Raw genomic sequence first — 18,258 nt, 5'->3', positions numbered from 1 at the left:
GTGAACCTCTATTTTTTACCGGCGCGAACGAAACCAGCTAAATTTTGTGCTTCCAAGTATCCAAAAACTTGGTCATGAATGTCTTTTCCGTAAGGATGAGACAACGCGCTTTTTGCTAACGCCTGTAAATCCGTCACATTCGACTGTCGAAGTAAATATTTAATACGAGCCACGTTAGCGGTATTCATACTCAGCGAACGATACCCTAACCCAACAAGCAATAAAGCACCAATAGGATCCCCAGCCAATTCACCACAAATGCTCACAGACAAATTATGCGTTCGGCATGTTGCCTCTATTTGCGCCAATGCTTGAATGACAGCAGGGTGAACCGATTCATAAACCCCCGATACCCGAGCATTATTTCTGTCCACCGCTAACAAATATTGCGTTAAGTCGTTGGTACCGACCGAGACAAAATCAATTTTATCCGCCATAAATGGCAATAAATAGAGCATGGAAGGCACTTCTAGCATCACACCGACTTGTGGTTTTGCCACATTATGGTGAGTTTGCGAGACCTCGTCATACGCTTGCTGGATGAGGACCAGCGCATCATCTAACTCTTGGTTCCCTGATAGCATAGGAAGAAGAATGCTTAAATTATTCAAGCCATCACTGGCTTTCAACATGGCACGCAATTGCATTAGGAAAATATCAGGATGATCAAGGGTAAAACGAATCCCTCGCCACCCCAAAAATGGGTTGTCTTCTTCAATCGGTAAATAAGGCAGTGGTTTATCACCGCCGACATCTAGGGTTCGCATCACCACTTGTTTGTTTGGGTAGGTTTCCAACACCCGTCGATACTGTTGATATTGCTCTTCTTCTGATGGAAAGCGGTGCTGAAGTAGAAAAGATATCTCGGTACGATACAACCCAACACCGTTAACGCCTTGGTTCACTGAAATATTGGTATCGGCACTCAAACCCGCATTCAGCATTACATTCACATGGCAGCCATCTTTTGTTCTCGCCTCTTCTTTGAGCTCCTTTTCCACCATTTTGGAAAGCTCAAACTCTTCGTCTCGTAACGACCGGTATTCCTTAAGAAGTTGGGCTGGCGGATCAACAAAGATTTCACCGCTATACCCATCAACAATGCCCGTCTTACCCGTGAGCTTCTGTGGCATAACACTCGCGCCCATAATGGCAGGAATACCTAAAGCACGAGATAAAATTGCCGCATGCGAATTTGCCGCCCCCTCAATAGAAACGACGCCCAAAAGCTTATCTTTGGGTAGGCTCGCCAACGTGGAAGCAGTAAGCTCATTCACGACAAGAATAACCGGATGTCGGAGTTCTAACTCCCCCACTTCATTAGCATGGAGAAAATACAACAATCGTTGGCCAAGTTCTCGAATGTCCTGAGCGCGCTCACGCAAATACACATCAGACATCTGAGCGAAGCGATTGGAATATGTTTCCACCACTTGTCGCAACGCCCAATCCGCTCGATCGCCTTTTTGAATGTGCTCTTTGAGATCATTTCTCAACATAGGATCATTGAGAAGGTGAGTGAACAAATCAAAAATGGCCAACGTATCTTTATTTATATCGTTATCTAGCTTCTTTCGTAACCGCCTGAAATCCGCCTTTGCACTTTCCATGGAAAGCGCTAACCATTCTTGTTCTTGCTCTATATCCAATGTACTTGCAGGGTAGACATCCGACAGCTTAGGCTGCGTATCATCCCACCAAAACTCGCCCACTGCGACACCAGGTGAGGCGGCTATTCCATTCATTTTCTGACTGTTGGCGTCATTAAGTAGCCAATGCCCTTGTGCCTGTGCATGGGCAATAATAACGGCGAGCTGCGCAGAGAGCGTAACGAGAAACGACTCTTCCATTTCTGAAAAAAGCCGAGGGGATTTTTGCTGAATAACAAGGACACCAAGTACTTGCTTACGATGAATAATCGGCGTGCCTAGAAAAGAATGGTAAATCTCCTCTCCGAGTTGAGGAAAGAATTTAAAATTGGGGTGAGATGACACTTCCGCTAAATTGAGTGGCTCGGCAGTTCTACGAACCAAACCCACCAAGCCCTCATGATAACCGATGTGAATTTCATCGCCTTCGAACTTTAAGCCTTTGGTGGCCATGAGCTCCAATCGAGATAACTCATCGTTGGCAAAATAAAATGTGCAACACTCAGTTTGCATAGCGTGGCAGGTTTCGTTAACCAATACATCCAAAGCTTCATGGATGTATTCAATTCTAGAAACCTGTTCTACGATATCCCTCAACTGAGTGAGCATTTAGTTATCCTCTCCGATTCTTTCGCTTACCTTTTACTTTTCGTTCTCTGAACGGCATTGCTAGCGTAGCAAACTCTTTCATCGCACGTCGATAAACATCGCGCTTAAACGACACTACCTGTCTTACGGGGTACCAATAACTTACCCATCTCCAACCATCAAATTCAGGGGTACTGCCACGCTGCATGTTGATTCTAGACTCATCACAGTCTAATCGTAGCAAGAACCATTTCTGTTTTTGTCCGATACAAACGGGTTTTGAATCCCATCGGACCAATCGTTTGGGTAGCTTATAGCGTAGCCAATGACGACAGGTCGCGACGACTTTAACGTCTTTTTGAGTTAAACCCACTTCTTCGTACAGCTCACGAAACATTGCTTCTTCTGGTGTTTCGCCATCATCAATTCCTCCCTGAGGAAATTGCCATGAATGCTGTCCGTATCGTTTCGCCCAGAATACCTGACCATGGTTGTTACAAATCACAATCCCCACATTTAAGCGGTAACCATCGCCATCGATCACTGGCTAACCTCTAATATAAATCTCTGTTAAGTGTGATTTTTCCACATATCCCCAACAGGGGCAAACTTACATGTCGCATAATACGTTTTTTTCTGCCCAACAGGGACCTCACTGGATAAGTTTTCACCGAAGCATAAGTTATCAACACAAGAATGAGACCAGTCCCACATTTATTCACCTTTTCTGTGAATAAGTGTGTGAAGAAACCGATTACAAGACATTGAGTACGATCCAAGATCTTCCAAACCACCCTACCCAGGAATGAAGAAAAAAAACAATAAGCCTTAAAATACAACTACATAATGATATTTCATCTTTGATTTTCAACTTATTTATCCAGCGATATCCTATCCCCTGCTCAGATCGGTCAAAGATCAACCATAGATTTCTTTACCCACACAAAGTGATTAAACTTTAGCTCAAAGTTAAAATTTAGGCAGAAAAACGACCAATAAAACCCTGATTATAGATCCAGCTCTTTTGTTTGCATGAGCCTGAACCCACGAGCTGTGGATAAGTTGGGAAAAGATCTTTGACTTCACTTACAAAAATGTCAGATCCCATTTTTATGGTCAGTTAATCGTTCCATAGTTATGCTAAAGTGAGTCTTTTATTGCTGTATTCAATATTCCATGAAACCCACACCTACGTCTGAGCAAGAACTTCACACTCGTGCTATTAGCATTGCAGGCTATACGCTAAGCGAGCTAGCTGAGGAAGCTGGAGTCCCTGTCCCTGATAATTTGAAAAGGGATAAAGGTTGGGTTGGTCAACTGCTTGAGTGGCACCTAGGTGCAAGCGCGGGTAGCAAGCCACAGCAAGACTTTGTTGATCTTGGGATCGAGCTCAAAAGCATCCCCATTAGCCATAAAGGTACCCCCCTAGAAACCACTTTTGTTGCGGTTGCCCCCTTAATTGGTGTACAGGGTCTTACTTGGGAAAATAGCCATATACGGCAAAAACTATCCAGTGTGCTCTGGGTTCCTGTTGAAGGTGAAAGAGCGTTGCCTGTCGCCAAACGTAAAGTGGGCTTTCCTGTTTTATGGTCGCCGAATGAAAAAGAAACTCAGATCCTAAAACAAGATTGGGAAGAGTTGATGGAGTACATCGTCCTAGGGCAAGTCGAACAAATCACCGCTCGGCATGGAACAGCTCTACAGCTCCGCCCAAAAGCCGCGAACAGCAGAGCACTCACGGAAGCTTATGGGGCAAATGGTACGCCAATCATGACACTTCCAAGAGGTTTCTATTTAAAAAAAGGGTTCACTCAAAGGATCTTAGAACAGTTTTTTGATCCATAACCCTTTCTCGATTTCAACTCACCGCTCTACGCTCTAGTGAATCGACATCTCAATGTCGTGATAAAGTGCTACTCCGCTCTCTCCACATTCATCATAAACATTGTGTAGCCTTAAATAAGCGGTATGAACCCCCATTTTATGTAATGCATCTTTCACCAACTCCAATGAATCGTAATGCAATGGCTCTCCCTTGCCTCGAATAGGTTCTAACTTGTGCTTATATTCTACCGCCAACAAATAACTGGATAGATTTGCACAGCTAATCACATAGATTTTTGGCTCTTTTCCCTGCTCGATATGCTTTGCATGTAGCCAATGATTGAGCTGTTCTCTTTGCATCATTCTCCTCCCTGGATCATCAAATAACTATGCACTCTTTACTGGTCATCTTTAAAGCATAGACAAAATCGACTTAATGTTGAACAAATCATTAACATTTTTTACTTGACCGCATCCATAACAATCAGTTTATAGTGAAGAAAAAATGAGGAATGTATATGCAATTAAATAAGTTACCGCATTCAACTCTTGAGATCAGTCCGTTGTGTTTAGGTACCATGACATTCGGTGAGCAAAACACGGAATCAGAGGCTTTTTCCCAACTTGACTATGCCTTAGAAAGAGGCATTAACTTTATCGATACCGCGGAAATGTACCCCGTTCCTCCTAGCGCTGACACTCAAGGTAGAACAGAAGAATACATAGGCAATTGGATCAAAAAATCGGGCAAGCGAGAAAAAGTGGTGCTCGCTACCAAAGTTTCGGGTCCACGTGGCGTCCCTTACATCCGTGATGCAATGGCACTCGACTGGCGCAATATCCACCTTGCTATCGATGAGAGCCTAACTCGCCTGAAAACCGAATACGTCGATCTCTATCAGATCCATTGGCCACAACGACAAACTAACTGCTTTGGGCAACTGAACTACCCCTACCCCGATGATCAAAACGATACCCCCATTCTTGAGACCTTAGAAGCCCTTGCTGATGTGGTCAAACAAGGTAAGGTTCGTTACATAGGGCTATCCAATGAAACACCTTGGGGGGTAATGAGTTATCTAAGATTGGCTGAAAAACACGACTTACCAAGAGCCATCACAATTCAAAACCCGTACAACTTATTGAATCGTACTTTTGAAGTAGGGCTCTCTGAAATCGCTCACAATGAGGGAGTCAAATTACTTGCATACTCACCTCTTGCGTTTGGTACGTTAAGCGGAAAGTACCTTAACAATGCAAAACCTGAAGGCGCGCGCTGCACACTTTATGAACGTTTCGCTCGCTACTTTACACCAAATGGTGTGAAAGCCACGGAAGCCTACGTAAAATTAGCGCAAGAGCATGGATTAGACCCTGCTCAAATGGCGTTGGCCTTTGTCAATCAGCGTCCATTCGTTGCGTCTAACATCATTGGTGCAACCACGATGGAGCAATTGAAAAGTAATATTGATAGCTTAGAAGTGAATCTGTCAGAAGAGTTGCTTTCATCTTTGCAAGAGATTGGAGTGCAATACTCCAACCCTTGCCCCTGATTAACAGGAATATGTCGGTTTTAGGGGCTAAGCGCCATCAGTACTAAATGAGTAAGTACTAAATGGGTAAATGCTTAGCCCCTTTTGCTACGTTGGAATTCGCGTTCGTAATAATCGGCGAAGATGACGAACACGGCGCTCTGCGGTAGCTGACGGTTGCTCATTCACACCAATTGGATTGCCTTCCGAGTCAAGACCAATATCTTGAAGCAAATGTGCGTTGTGCCATGGAATATTGTACTGAGCTCTTTTCACTCTGCGTTTCCAAGCACGGACTTCACGGTTAATATCGGCTTTTACCAAGAATGTGGCCAGTTGGATGTAAATAGAATGACGCATAACTTTTTTCTCCAGAAAATAAATATAGGCTGGAAAAAGCGGTCAAAAATAGGATTAAAAAATTTGTAGACTGTCCCAGTCAGACCGCTTATCCGCGGCCCAAATGGTCACGGATCAATTAACGTTTTTAGGTGTAGAGGTGCCACGGGCATCCATGGCAAAACCTAGATCATTGGCGACACAATCATGTTGTGTAGTAAATATATTCAACATTTTGTGCCTCCTTTCGTTAACTAATCCAAGAATGAAATGATTAATGGTGACTTACTGTCACGATTAAATTCTAACCCCAAGAGGATATATTTCAAGCGCATATTCACGCAATTTATAAAAAAAGCCAATTTATCTGTATGCAACTCAGTCACAGTGTCATTAGCAGAATATATTGCATATCCTAAGTTATATCTCAGAACAAAAATTCATATGATACTTCACTCAAAGACAGTCCATGTACAGACTGCCACTTTCTGATTCTGCTCTTCTGTTACTCTTCCAATTTCTACGATACATCAGTCTTTAATGACCAAATAAAAAAAACGCTCACTTAAAAGTGAGCGTTTTGTAAAGCAATCATACTGAATCAATGTCAAGCACTATGCTCTGGTTTCCGATATCAGATTGTGCTTATTCAGCAGGCGATACATGGTAGCACGAGAAACACCCAGCTCTTTCGCCGCTGGAGTCACTTGACCATCATGCGATTCCAATACAAGCACTAGAGCATCGCGTTCTGAACGTTCACGAATACTTCGTAAACTTCTCTGGTTATCGGCACGTTTTGGTAAATCCAATTGAGATTCTTCAATAACAACTGAATCTGACATCAATACAACACGTTTGATTTGATTCATTAACTCTCGAACATTTCCAGGCCAATGGTGTTGAGTCAATGCTCTTAACGCTTGGTCAGAGAAGCTTCTCGCTTGCGCGTTGTACTCACGAGAGTAAACGTTCAAATAGTGATTTGCCAGTACAGCTATGTCACCTGAGCGCTCCTTCAAGCTAGGAACATTAATTCTTAACACATTAAGGCGATGATAAAGTTCTTCGTTGAAGTCATCATCTAACAGGGCTTTTTCCATATCAGAATGGTTAGCAACCAAAATTCTGACATCCACTTCTTTCGCCCCTTCTTTTGTTTCGACTTTTCCTTCCTGTAAATAGAACAGCAAATGCTGTTGTTGAGATAATGGCATATTCAAAATGTCGTTGAATAAAATGGTACCACCATCGGCTTGTTCCAACAGTGACGCTTCTCCCCAGTCGTCGCCTCTGTCTACACCGAAGATGTCCACCTCCATTCTCTGCTCTGATATCGCTCCGCAGTTCACACTAAAAAATGGACCTTTAGAGCGTGCCGATGTGGTATGTATCGCTTGAGCGACTTTTTCTTTACCCGATCCTGATTCCCCAAAAATCAAAATGCTGACATCGGTCGGTCCGATTCTTCGAACCTGATCTCGCAGACGTTTTATAGGCATTGACTCCCCAATCATACCCATATCACTTGTCTGACCGTAGCTAGGCCAAACTTTCTTCTCCAGTTTCAGCATTCCAAGTTGGTGGCCAATTGTATTGAGAAGTTGTGCGTCTGGTATGGGCGCAGTAAAAAAATCAATACAAAAGTTTACTATGAACTGACATATGGTATCAGAGCTCAACTGAGACTCCCTGATAAATGCCAGCCAACGAACCTGCTTGTGGCTGCTGACTAAATTTGCCAGACCGTTGAGACTGAACTCATCCTGGCTTAAATCAACAATCCCAATGCAAGGACCAATCTCTGAGAACAATGTCTGTGCTTCACGAAGGTCATCACATCGCTGGCAACGCCAACCTACCTGCTCTAATACTGCAAGCCAAGGTTCGTATGTGCCTCCAACAACAACAAGTGAACCCGGTACAGAATCCATTCGGAATTGAGTACCCATTAATACTTCCTTAATCAATCTATATTGTTGTTACGATCTTCATCGTGGTTTTAAGGTGCTTGACGATTTACATATGAATTAATCTTGCGACAATAAAACGTCTCATGCTTAAGACATAGTACAATTTATTAAACAGTCAAGCAGGAACAGACTAACCAATAACTGTTGTCAATAGTGAGACACATGGAGATAAAGTGAAAAGATCTATCATTTTGCAGAGCAAAATCACATATTTATAAAATTTCAACGTCCGAATTAAGTTCAAAAAAGCCACCCGAAGGTGGCTTTAATTTTGAGACATAAATATTTTTACTGCTGAGGTCGCATCGCTGGGAATAAAATTACATCGCGAATGGTATGCGTATTTGTGAATAACATCGCCAATCGATCTATACCAATTCCTTGACCAGCCGTTGGCGGCAAACCGTGTTCAAGTGCCGTAATATAATCCGCATCGTAATACATGGCCTCATCATCACCTGCATCTTTCGCGTCAACTTGCGCTTTAAAGCGAGCATCTTGATCTTCTGCATCATTCAATTCTGAGAAACCATTCGCCACTTCACGCCCACCAATGAAGAACTCAAAGCGATCGGTGAAGAATGGGTTGTCATCGCTACGACGAGCTAATGGAGAAATGTCCGCTGGGTAACCCGTAATGAATGTTGGCTGGATAAGTTGAGGCTCTGCCGTCTCACCAAAAATTTCCTCAAGCAACTGCCCACAAGTCCAAAATGTTTCCACTTCAACGTGAACCGATTTCGCAATCGCAACCATTTTTTCACGATTTTGAAGGTCTTCTTCAGTCAGCGCTTGGATGTCTGTATGCTCTGGGTTGTAGTGCTTGATCGCCTCAAACATGCTCATACGAGCATACTGACCACCAAACTCTACCGTTTCATCGCCGTAAGGCATAGAAGTCGAACCAAGAACGTCCATCGCAACCGTGCTTAACATCTCTTCCGTTAGGTCCATTAAATCTTTGTAGTCAGAGTACGCTTGGTAGAATTCCATCATGGTGAATTCTGGGTTGTGACGAGGCGATAGCCCTTCGTTACGGAAGTTACGGTTGATTTCGAATACGCGATCAAACCCACCAACAACCAAACGTTTTAGGTAAAGCTCTGGTGCAACACGCAAGTACATGTCAATGTCTAGCGCGTTGTGATGAGTAATGAACGGTCGAGCCGTAGCACCGCCAGGGATCACGTGCATCATTGGCGTTTCAACTTCCAGGTAGCCTTTACCGCTCATGAAGTTACGGATAGAGGACACCAACTTAGAACGAATGATAAACGCTTGGCGAGAATCTTCGTTTACGATGAGATCGACGTAACGCTGACGGTAACGCATTTCCTGATCAGTCAGACCATGAAACTTCTCTGGAAGAGGACGCAGTGCTTTGGTCAGCAAATCATATTCTTCCATATTCACGTAAAGGTCACCTTTGCCCGATTTGTGCAATGCCCCTTTCACGCCAACGATGTCACCAATGTCTAGCCCTTGGTATTTCGCTTTCAATTCTTTTTGAACGTCTTTCGCTGCGTAAGCTTGGATACGACCAGAGGTTTCCTGAATCACGAGGAAAGGACCTCGTTTTGCCATAATGCGACCCGCGATCGCCACTACATGATTCAACTCTTCCAGTTCTTCTTTGCTCTTTTCACCGAACGCTTTCTGAAGGTCGCCAGCCAAGCTGTCACGACGGAAGTCGTTTGGGTGACCGTTGGCGTTGCAAGTCTTGCGAATTTCATCCAGTTTCGCACGACGCTCTGCAATCAGCTTATTCTCTTCTTGCGAATGGGCTTCTAGTTGCGTTTCGTTTTGAACAGCATCAGTCATTTTCGATGTATCCTGTCGATTGGTCGGTGAAAGCTTACAGGCCTGATTTCAGGCTGGCTTCAATAAATTTGTCGAGATCGCCATCTAGAACCGCTTGTGTATTGCGGTTTTCAACGCCGGTACGTAAATCTTTAATACGGGAATCATCCAAGACGTAAGAACGGATCTGGCTACCCCAGCCGATATCCGATTTTGCATCTTCATTGGCTTGTTTTTCCGCATTTTGCTTTTGCAATTCCAGCTCGAATAGCTTCGCACGAAGCTGTTTCATCGCCTGATCTTTGTTTTTATGTTGAGAACGGTCGTTCTGGCACTGCACCACAGTATTGGTTGGAAGGTGCGTAATACGCACCGCTGATTCCGTGGTGTTAACGTGCTGTCCACCCGCACCTGACGCACGATAAACATCAATACGAAGGTCTGAAGGGTTCACATCAATGTCGATGTTTTCATCAATCTCCGGATAAATAAACGCAGATGCGAATGAGGTATGGCGACGACCGCCCGAATCAAATGGAGACTTTCGAACCAAACGGTGAACACCCGTCTCTGTGCGAAGCCAACCGTAAGCGTATTCACCCGAAATACGAACCGTTGCCGATTTCAAGCCCGCGACATCGCCTTCAGACACTTCAATGACTTCCGCTTTAAAGCCTTTCGACTCCGCCCAGCGTAAATACATGCGCAGCATCATGTTGGTCCAGTCTTGTGCTTCTGTCCCCCCTGACCCTGCTTGTAAATCGATGTAGCAATCGGAAGCATCGTGATCGCCCGCAAACATACGGCGAAATTCAAGCTTCTCTAGTTTGAGCTCAAGTTCAACCAATTCAGGGTCGATTTCATCGAAGGTTTCTTGATCTTCTTCTTCAATCGCTAGCTCAAGAAGACCTTCTACGTCTTCAACACCCTGATCGAGTGAATCGATGGTTTCGACCACCGCTTCAAGAGAGGCACGCTCTTTACCTAGTGCTTGTGCTCGCTCAGGTTCATTCCATACATCGGGTTGTTCTAGTTCTGCGTTGACTTCTTCTAGACGCTCTTTCTTAGCGTCATAGTCAAAGGTACCCCCTCAGGACATTTGTGCGCTCGGTCACGTCCTGTAGGCGGTTTTTAATAGGATTGATTTCAAACATGTTGGCTCAACATTTTAGCGTAGAATTTAACCGAAGAATTCTACTCAAAAATGTGATAGATATACAGAAAAATTTGCGTCATACATGCTTAGAAATGCTAGGAGCCCGCGACTCTTAATCCGCAGCAGGACAGGCATAAAAACAGTATGGATTACGAGGTTATTTCGCCTCAATATGATCGATCATCAATTGAAGGGACTGGTTGCCGCGGAACTCATTGATATCAAGCTTGTACGCCAAACGTACCGTTTTTACCGATGCATCGGGCCATCGACGCAAATCCACATTAAAAGCAATACCATCAATCATAATGTTGGTCGGGTGTCCTTTGTGTAAGGGTTCCAACATTAACTTCAAGTGTTTTTCTCCCACCAGTTTTTGGTGCATTACTTTAAATTCACCATCGAACAAGGGTTCAGGAAACGCTTGTCCCCATGGTCCTGCTGAACGCAGGGTTTCTGCAACGTGCATGGAAAACTCTTCAGGTTGCAATTCTCCATCCGATAATAAAATGCCCTTTAGAGAGGCTTCGTCTAGGTCATGACGAACGGCTTTGTCAAACAACCGACTGAATTGTTCAAAGTTTGACTCTTTTACCGTCAAACCTGCGGCCATGGCATGCCCACCAAATTTAGTGATCACACCGGGGTTTTGAGTGTCGATCCTATCCAGCGTGTCGCGCATGTGCAAACCAGGAATGGAACGGCACGACCCCTTGAGAGTGCCATCCCCCCCATCAGCAAAAGCAATCACTGGACGGTGAAATTGTTCCTTGATACGCGAAGCCAAAATACCAATCACACCTTGGTGCCAGTCTCGTTGGAACAAAACCAGCCCATAAGGCAACTCTGCGTTTTCACCAAATTGCAGGCGTTCACAAAATGCCATTGCTTCTTGTTTCATGCCTTCTTCAATCTCTTTTCGAGTTTGATTTAATCCATCCAATTCACTCGCCATCCGACGCGCGGCATGGATGTTATTACTCATCAACAATTCAACGCCAAATGACATATCGTCAAGCCTACCCGCGGCATTTATTCGGGGTCCTAGCGCAAAACCAAAATCGGAAGCAACCAGACGCCGCGAATCACGCTTCGCCACTTCAATTAGAGCTTGAATACCAGGCCGCGCTTTACCCGCACGAATGCGTTGCAATCCTTGGTGAACCAATATTCGGTTGTTTTCATCAAGAGGCACCACATCAGCAACGGTGCCTAAAGCCACCAAGTCAATAAGCTCCATCAACTTGGGCTCTTGCATACCTTGCGAAGCAAACCAGTTCAGTTTGCGCATATGGACACAAAGCGCCATCATCATATAAAACGCGACACCAACTCCTGCCAATGATTTTGATGGGAATTCGCAACTTTCAAGGTTGGGGTTAACGATGGCATCCGCATTAGGCAATTCATGACCCGGCAAATGGTGATCCGTCACAATAACGGTAATCCCTTTGTCTTTGGCATAACGTACACCATCAATTGATGAAACCCCGTTGTCCACCGTCATGATCACTTCTACGCCAAGTTCGATCGCTTGATCAACCACTTCAGGGCTTAACCCGTACCCATCTTCAAACCGGTTAGGAACGAGATAATCAACGTTATGGCAGCCCAGCATTCTCAGCGCAAGCACAGACAACGCAGAACTGGTTGCGCCATCAGCATCAAAATCGCCAACAACAATAATGCGTTTTTTCTTCTGAATAGATCCAAACAAGATTTCAACGGCTTGCTGAATGCCCCCTAATAACTGGTAGGAGTGTAGGGCTTTAGCCGTAGTATCGAGCTGAGAGGAGGATTGAATACCTCGCGCGGCGTAAATTCGCTGAAGTAAGGGCGAAATAGAATTCGGAAGTGAATGGGGCGTATCTTGAGGGCGTCTTTGAATTTCGATCATATCTTTGAATTTCGCTCAGAGAAAAGTCGTTTGCCTGAAGTTTCCCACAGGCATCCGTTTAGTATTAGTTAATTTTTTCCAACTGAGCAATCAGATCATCCGGTGATAAGTAACCACCAATCACACTGCCATTACTGGTGACGATGGCAGGCGTACCACGCACACCCAATTTAGAACCCAAATCACGATGTGAAGCGATGGTGTTGAGACAGTCTTCTTTCTCTCTGACTTTTTGACTGAAGCTGCGCTCAAGCTTCATTTCATCCATAGCCGCTTTTTGATCAACAGAACACCAAATTTGCGACATTTGTTGACCCACTTGGCTTTGTACGCCAGCGCGAGGGTATGCCAAATAGCGAATGGTGATGCCTTTGTCATTGTACTCTTGCATCTGACGGTGCAATTTCAAACAGTAACCACAATCAATATCCGTAAATACGGTCACAATGTATTTTTCTTCTTTTGCTTTGTACTCGATCCAGCTAGAAGAGAAATCCTTAATTTTTTCGGCGTAACGCTTAGCGATCACATCCGTAAAGTTACCTTTGTCATCTAGGGCGTAGATTTTACCTTGAATAAAATAGTCGCCTGTCTGTGTAGACAAAAATAGCCCTTGATTCGTTTCGACTTCGTAAAGACCGGTGATGTCGCTGTCGGTTATGCTACTCACTGCCACTCCCAATTTACCGAATCGCTCAGTAATGTTACTGACATCTGCTTCAGCAGCAAAAAGAGAAAAAGAAGTCAGCGCGCCAGCCGCTACTACACCAAGTTTGCGCAAAAATTGCATGATTTCACCTTAAAAATAGTCATATACGAACTACGCCCTTGGGTGGTGTTGTTCGTGAATCTGTTTCAGTCGCTCGGTTGCGACGTGAGTATAAATTTGTGTGGTGGATAAGTCACTATGTCCTAACAACATTTGAACCACCCTCAAATCTGCGCCGTAATTTAATAAATGTGTTGCAAATGCATGGCGCAGTACGTGTGGCGATAATGCGTCAGAGTCAATATCTGCCAGCACTGCATAAAACTTTATTCGATGCCAAAAGGTTTGCCTTGTCATCTGTCTTGCCCGTTTACTAGGAAACACAACATCGGACGATTTTTCACCCAAGATGGTTGGACGTCCTTGTTCCAAAAAGGTTTCAATCCAATCGATGGCATTTTCTCCCATTGGAACTAAGCGCTCTTTTCCACCTTTCCCCATGACACGGACCACGCCTTGACGTAGGCTAATATTTTCCATGGTCAAGCTCACCAGTTCAGTGACGCGTAGCCCAGTCGCGTACAAAAGCTCAAGCATGGCTTTGTCGCGTAATTCTATGGGATCGTTAGGGTCTGGCGCATTAAGCAACGCTTCAACTTGCTGCTCACTCAAATCTTTAGGGAGTCGCTGCGGTAATTTAGGGCTAACCAACAACGCACTAGGGTCATCCGCCCTGACTTTTTCTCGATGAAGATATTGAAACAATCGCCGTATCGCTGAGAGCATCCTCGCTCGAGAAGTTTGTTTAAAACCTTGATCCATTAGCCATGACTGGTAATCCTGCAACCCTGAAGCACTGATAAAATCCAAACGGAAATTGGATTCAGACATCCAGTTCAATAATTTAAATAGATCGTTTCGGTAAGAAGAGAGCGTGTTCTCAGACAGCCCTCTTTCCATCCACATTGCATCTAAAAACTGCTCTATCAAATAGCTATCGGGATGACTGACTTGCGTCATTCTTCTCTCTCTTTTCTAAACTTATTCTTAAGCAGACTAAGTGAGCCGAGAAAAGAATACTATTAAAATTCCTCTCTAAAAGTATAAATTCTGCAAATCTTTCTCATTTCCCGTTAGAATCTGCCCTCTCTTTCATCAACAATCACAGATCATGAAAATCGGACTTTTTTACGGCTCTACAACTTTCTACACTGAAATGGCAGCAGAGAAAATTCGCGCCTTCATTGGTGAAGACTTAGTGGATATGTTTAATGTAAAAGACACACCACTATCATTAATGAACGACTATGATCTGTTAGTGCTTGGAATTTCCACGTGGGATTTCGGTGAAATTCAAGAGGATTGGAGTGCTGTATGGGAGCACATCGATGGCGTGTCGCTAAAAGGCAAATACGTCGCGTTATTCGGCTTAGGCGATCAAGAAGGTTATGGCGAGTGGTTTCTCGATGCGATGGGGCTTCTCCATGATGAATTGACCAAAACGGGCGCTCAGTTCATTGGCTTTTGGAAAAATGAAGGCTATAACTTCGAAGCATCGAAAGCACTGACAGAAGATAAGTCACATTTTGTAGGCTTAGCGTTGGATGAAGATTCCCAATATGAGCTTAGCGACGAACGCATCGAAAGATGGTGTGAACAGATCTTAGTGGAATACCACAACTCGCTTTAACCTGTCGGTCTTCTAAACTTTTGTATAAAAACGCACGTACCGAACAAATACGCAAGTGCATTGAGATCCACCAAAGAATTGAGATCCACCAAAGAATTAAAAAGGGGCTGATGAATATCCGCCCCTTATCATTTTAGCTCGCTAGAATGTCTGGATCCAAACTTGCTTTACGCTGTTTCTTTCATCAGTGACTTGCGAGACGTTCCAATGAAGAACATGCAGATAATCGCAGCACTAGTAGGCATTAACCATGCCATTCCCACATCAAACAACGGTAGCATGTTAAACGCATTCACATTGATGCCCGCCACTTTAGCGGCATCCAACAAGGCAAAGACAAACGCAACCAAGACCACAATGCGATAAGCCACCTCAGGGTTGGGTAAGCGGTGACGAACAAACGCCAGTGCCACCAGCGCGATAGCAACAGGATAGAGCGCAAACAATACAGGAACCGACAGTGAAATCAGTTGACTCAGACCCACGTTAGCCACAACAGCACACGCCACACCGATGATCACGACCCACACCTTGTACTTCACAGACGTCACCGAACTAAAATAATCCGAGCACGCTGAAATCAAGCCAATCGCCGTTGTCAAACACGCTAGCAATACAATAACCGATAAAACGGTTTGCCCAGACGCTCCAAACAACGCCTGAACATACAAACTTAAGATAACCCCACCGTTATCTGCACCCGCCGCAACAGTATTGCTTGTCGATCCTAAGTAGAATAAAGACACGTAAACAAGCGCCAAGCCTATCGCAGCAATCAACGCTGCGTGGATCAAATACTTCGTTGTTAGACTCGATTCAGTAATGCCTTTGCTACGCAGCGCATCAACAATCAGAATGCCGAACATCAACGCACCAAACGTATCCATGGTGTTGTAACCTTCAAGGAAACCCGTGATCAACGGCTGACTCACATAATCACCTTGAGCAGCGGACTGTAAACCTTGAGGATCAACAAAAACAGATACCGCAAGCGTAATCAGACCAAAAAACAGAACGGGGGTCAGTACTTTTCCGATCGTATCGATCAACTTGCCTTGAGACCAAGCGAAAAACATCGCCACGGCAAAGAACAACACTGAGAACATCGTCAAGTGCCATTGTTGTGCATCCGCGAAAAATGGTTTCACTGCCATTTCATAAGCAACCAAACCCGTACGTGGTGCCGCAAAGGCAGGACCAATAATGATAAAAATCAGTACCACAATCAAAGTTGCAGCCTGCTTAGGCAAATGCTTAGACAGGTGCTCCCAAGATCCTCCCGCAACGGCAATGGCAATGATGGTGATCAAAGGTAATCCTACCGCAGTAAGTAGGAAGCCCAACATCGCTGGAATTAAATTTTCGCCGGCCAATTGACCTGCCAAGGGAGGGAAAATGATATTGCCGGCTCCTAAAAAGAACGCAAAGAGCATAAAGCCCAAAGCAATGACATCAGTTGATTTTAGTTTCTGACTCACTGAAAATCCTTATAATAATCTTGTGTTTACAAATATCATGAAATTTTATTCTAAAAATAAGGGGCGAATAATGAACAAAAGAGAAGTCAGAAACAAGAGCGCAATAAAAAACACAATGATAATTCCATTACCACTTAATATTGCAGAATTAAATACTACCAACCAATAAATATGCGGATTATTTAACCATTTCAATCTATAAGCCTAGGTAATATATAAGAAATGAACGCGTTACCTAAATTGCGTCGCGTTTGTTGATGCGTTTGTTTGAGTTGATGCGTTTGTTTGAATAAAGCCATCAATCCCATAGAGACTTAGGCATGAGTAATTTAGGTGCTAGGTGCCGAAACAAACCTTCTCGTCGAAGTAATGACAATTGTTATCCCGTTTCATCAATTTTTATCTCGTTTCATCAACCTAGCTATCAGGATTTCAAAACCCAAATAGCTAGGTTGTATGCTGCTAAGAATTCAGTTCGAAACATATCTAAGGATTAAGTTAACCCATCTTGACACTACCGAGCTCAAATTCTTTTAATATTCCGGTCACTTCACTGGCGTATTTGCTGGTTTCCTGCATTTGTTGAACGATTGAGTCCATACGTTCTTGATTATCTATCTCGACTCTATGCAGCTTATTAATTTCATCCGAAATAGATAACACATCGTTATGGATACCACTGGTGTCTTCACTCAGCTGGCCAATTACCTCCGTTGACGTGGAGAGAATCTTCGCAGCACGCTGTATGCTGACGGACGTGCTTCCCGTCAAATCGACCAATTTTTCTAATGATGCATTCTGATTTTGCATTTTCTCTATCACGTTAGAGGACGCGTGAGTAATGTTATTTACGATAGTATTAATCTCTTCCAAGCTTTCTTGAGTGCGTACCGCCAAAGTTCGGACCTCATCCGCCACCACCGCAAAACCTCGCCCCTGCTCCCCAGCTCTTGCTGCTTCAATAGCGGCATTCAATGCCAACAAGTTGGTTTGCTCGGCAATACTTCCAACAACCGTAAGGACATTTCTCACTTGTTCCGCATTGCCGCTTAACACATCCAATTGTTCATTTAATTCACTGTTTTGCGATGCATAGGAATGAGCCGACCCCTTCAACTGAGTAACATCCCGCTCACTACTGCTTAAGTACTGAGAGATTTCTCTCATTTGGGTATCGCAATCAGACATTTTGACCGCTAAGTTTGAAGATACATCTTTGATGGTTACAATCCGTTCGTTTGCAACCCCACAAGTATCACGGGAAAGCTGTATGTTAGATTGGATTTTTTCGATTTCGGAAGTAGCATGTTTCGCGAAATCTTCATTGCAGGAAGAAACCTCATGCATTTTTAGTAACGCGTTTTTCATACTTTCACGAAAGAAATTAACCGTTCCTACTACCTTATTCATCTCTGAATTAAAGTTAGTATTGATATTGCAATCGAAAGCCAAATTCTTGTTAATAAAATTATGCATATAATCATTAACCTGATTTAACCTGAGTTCTGGATAAGAAATTAAACCAATAGCGGAACTCATTGCTCGTTCCTCGATCTGATCATTCGACCAAAAGTGAACAGACACCAACAAGGAACGAGCATGGACAAACTAATTGAAACCTTC

General features: G+C 43.9%; 15 protein-coding genes. 3 read left to right on the top strand and 12 right to left on the bottom strand.

The window, feature by feature from the left end; all coding sequences use genetic code 11:
• Positions 1 to 8: 8 nt before the first annotated feature.
• Positions 9 to 2,258, bottom strand: coding sequence for a phosphoenolpyruvate--protein phosphotransferase (gene ptsP, locus HC752_RS20840; RefSeq protein WP_190337130.1), 2,250 nt, complete (start codon positions 2,256 to 2,258; stop codon positions 9 to 11).
• A gap of 4 nt (positions 2,259 to 2,262) precedes the next feature.
• The gene (gene rppH / locus HC752_RS20835) at positions 2,263 to 2,781 is read right to left on the bottom strand and encodes an RNA pyrophosphohydrolase (RefSeq protein ID WP_190337129.1); all 519 of its coding nucleotides are present in this window, start codon (positions 2,779 to 2,781) and stop codon (positions 2,263 to 2,265) included.
• Positions 2,782 to 3,413: 632 nt separating this feature from the next.
• Here rppH and mutH point away from each other — a divergent pair.
• Complete coding sequence (gene mutH / locus HC752_RS20830; protein ID WP_190337128.1) at positions 3,414 to 4,082, top strand: DNA mismatch repair endonuclease MutH; 669 nt, start codon at positions 3,414 to 3,416, stop codon at positions 4,080 to 4,082.
• 33 nt (positions 4,083 to 4,115) lie between these two features.
• On the opposite strand, the gene HC752_RS20825 is transcribed toward mutH, so the two are convergent.
• Entirely contained in the window at positions 4,116 to 4,421 is a 306-nt protein-coding gene (locus HC752_RS20825) for a DUF6482 family protein (RefSeq protein ID WP_190337166.1), read from the bottom strand.
• A 158-nt stretch (positions 4,422 to 4,579) separates the two neighbouring features.
• On the opposite strand from HC752_RS20825, the gene HC752_RS20820 reads away from it, so the two are divergent.
• Positions 4,580 to 5,614, top strand: a complete 1,035-nt coding sequence (locus HC752_RS20820) for an NADP(H)-dependent aldo-keto reductase (protein WP_190337127.1) — start codon at positions 4,580 to 4,582, stop codon at positions 5,612 to 5,614.
• Positions 5,615 to 5,701: 87 nt separating this feature from the next.
• Here HC752_RS20820 and HC752_RS20815 read toward each other — a convergent pair whose 3' ends face one another.
• The 7 genes from HC752_RS20815 to xerD form a co-directional block, all read right to left on the bottom strand.
• Complete coding sequence (locus tag HC752_RS20815; protein ID WP_190337126.1) at positions 5,702 to 5,953, bottom strand: DUF1127 domain-containing protein; 252 nt, start codon at positions 5,951 to 5,953, stop codon at positions 5,702 to 5,704.
• A gap of 593 nt (positions 5,954 to 6,546) precedes the next feature.
• Positions 6,547 to 7,884, bottom strand: coding sequence for a cyclic-di-GMP-binding transcriptional regulator VpsR (gene vpsR / locus HC752_RS20810; RefSeq protein ID WP_190337125.1), 1,338 nt, complete (start codon positions 7,882 to 7,884; stop codon positions 6,547 to 6,549).
• A 309-nt stretch (positions 7,885 to 8,193) separates the two neighbouring features.
• Positions 8,194 to 9,726, bottom strand: coding sequence for a lysine--tRNA ligase (gene lysS / locus HC752_RS20805; protein ID WP_190337124.1), 1,533 nt, complete (start codon positions 9,724 to 9,726; stop codon positions 8,194 to 8,196).
• Between the two features lie 34 nt (positions 9,727 to 9,760).
• A protein-coding gene (prfB, locus tag HC752_RS20800) for a peptide chain release factor 2 (RefSeq protein WP_190337123.1) occupies positions 9,761 to 10,859 on the bottom strand; the annotation gives its coding sequence in 2 pieces (ribosomal slippage) (positions 9,761 to 10,783 and positions 10,785 to 10,859; 1,098 coding nt in all).
• A 159-nt stretch (positions 10,860 to 11,018) separates the two neighbouring features.
• Positions 11,019 to 12,758, bottom strand: a complete 1,740-nt coding sequence (gene recJ, locus HC752_RS20795) for a single-stranded-DNA-specific exonuclease RecJ (protein ID WP_190337122.1) — start codon at positions 12,756 to 12,758, stop codon at positions 11,019 to 11,021.
• A gap of 64 nt (positions 12,759 to 12,822) precedes the next feature.
• Positions 12,823 to 13,548: a thioredoxin fold domain-containing protein gene (locus HC752_RS20790; RefSeq protein ID WP_190337121.1), complete on the bottom strand. Its 726-nt coding sequence runs from the start codon at positions 13,546 to 13,548 to the stop codon at positions 12,823 to 12,825.
• Positions 13,549 to 13,578: 30 nt separating this feature from the next.
• Positions 13,579 to 14,487 (bottom strand): site-specific tyrosine recombinase XerD, encoded by a 909-nt coding sequence (gene xerD / locus HC752_RS20785; RefSeq protein ID WP_190337120.1) that lies wholly within the window; start codon positions 14,485 to 14,487, stop codon positions 13,579 to 13,581.
• A 151-nt stretch (positions 14,488 to 14,638) separates the two neighbouring features.
• Here xerD and fldB point away from each other — a divergent pair, with 151 nt between their 5' ends.
• Positions 14,639 to 15,157, top strand: a complete 519-nt coding sequence (gene fldB, locus HC752_RS20780) for a flavodoxin FldB (RefSeq protein WP_190337119.1) — start codon at positions 14,639 to 14,641, stop codon at positions 15,155 to 15,157.
• A gap of 167 nt (positions 15,158 to 15,324) precedes the next feature.
• Here the strand turns inward: fldB and brnQ are convergent, their stop codons facing one another.
• Positions 15,325 to 16,635, bottom strand: coding sequence for a branched-chain amino acid transport system II carrier protein (brnQ, locus tag HC752_RS20775; RefSeq protein ID WP_190337118.1), 1,311 nt, complete (start codon positions 16,633 to 16,635; stop codon positions 15,325 to 15,327).
• A gap of 498 nt (positions 16,636 to 17,133) precedes the next feature.
• Positions 17,134 to 18,174 (bottom strand): methyl-accepting chemotaxis protein, encoded by a 1,041-nt coding sequence (locus HC752_RS20770; protein ID WP_190337117.1) that lies wholly within the window; start codon positions 18,172 to 18,174, stop codon positions 17,134 to 17,136.
• Between the last annotated feature and the right edge of the window lie 84 nt (positions 18,175 to 18,258).

Source organism: Vibrio sp. S9_S30 (genome assembly GCF_014694455.1).
GTDB lineage: Bacteria > Pseudomonadota > Gammaproteobacteria > Enterobacterales > Vibrionaceae > Vibrio.
This window is presented reverse-complemented; position numbering and strand designations above follow the sequence as displayed.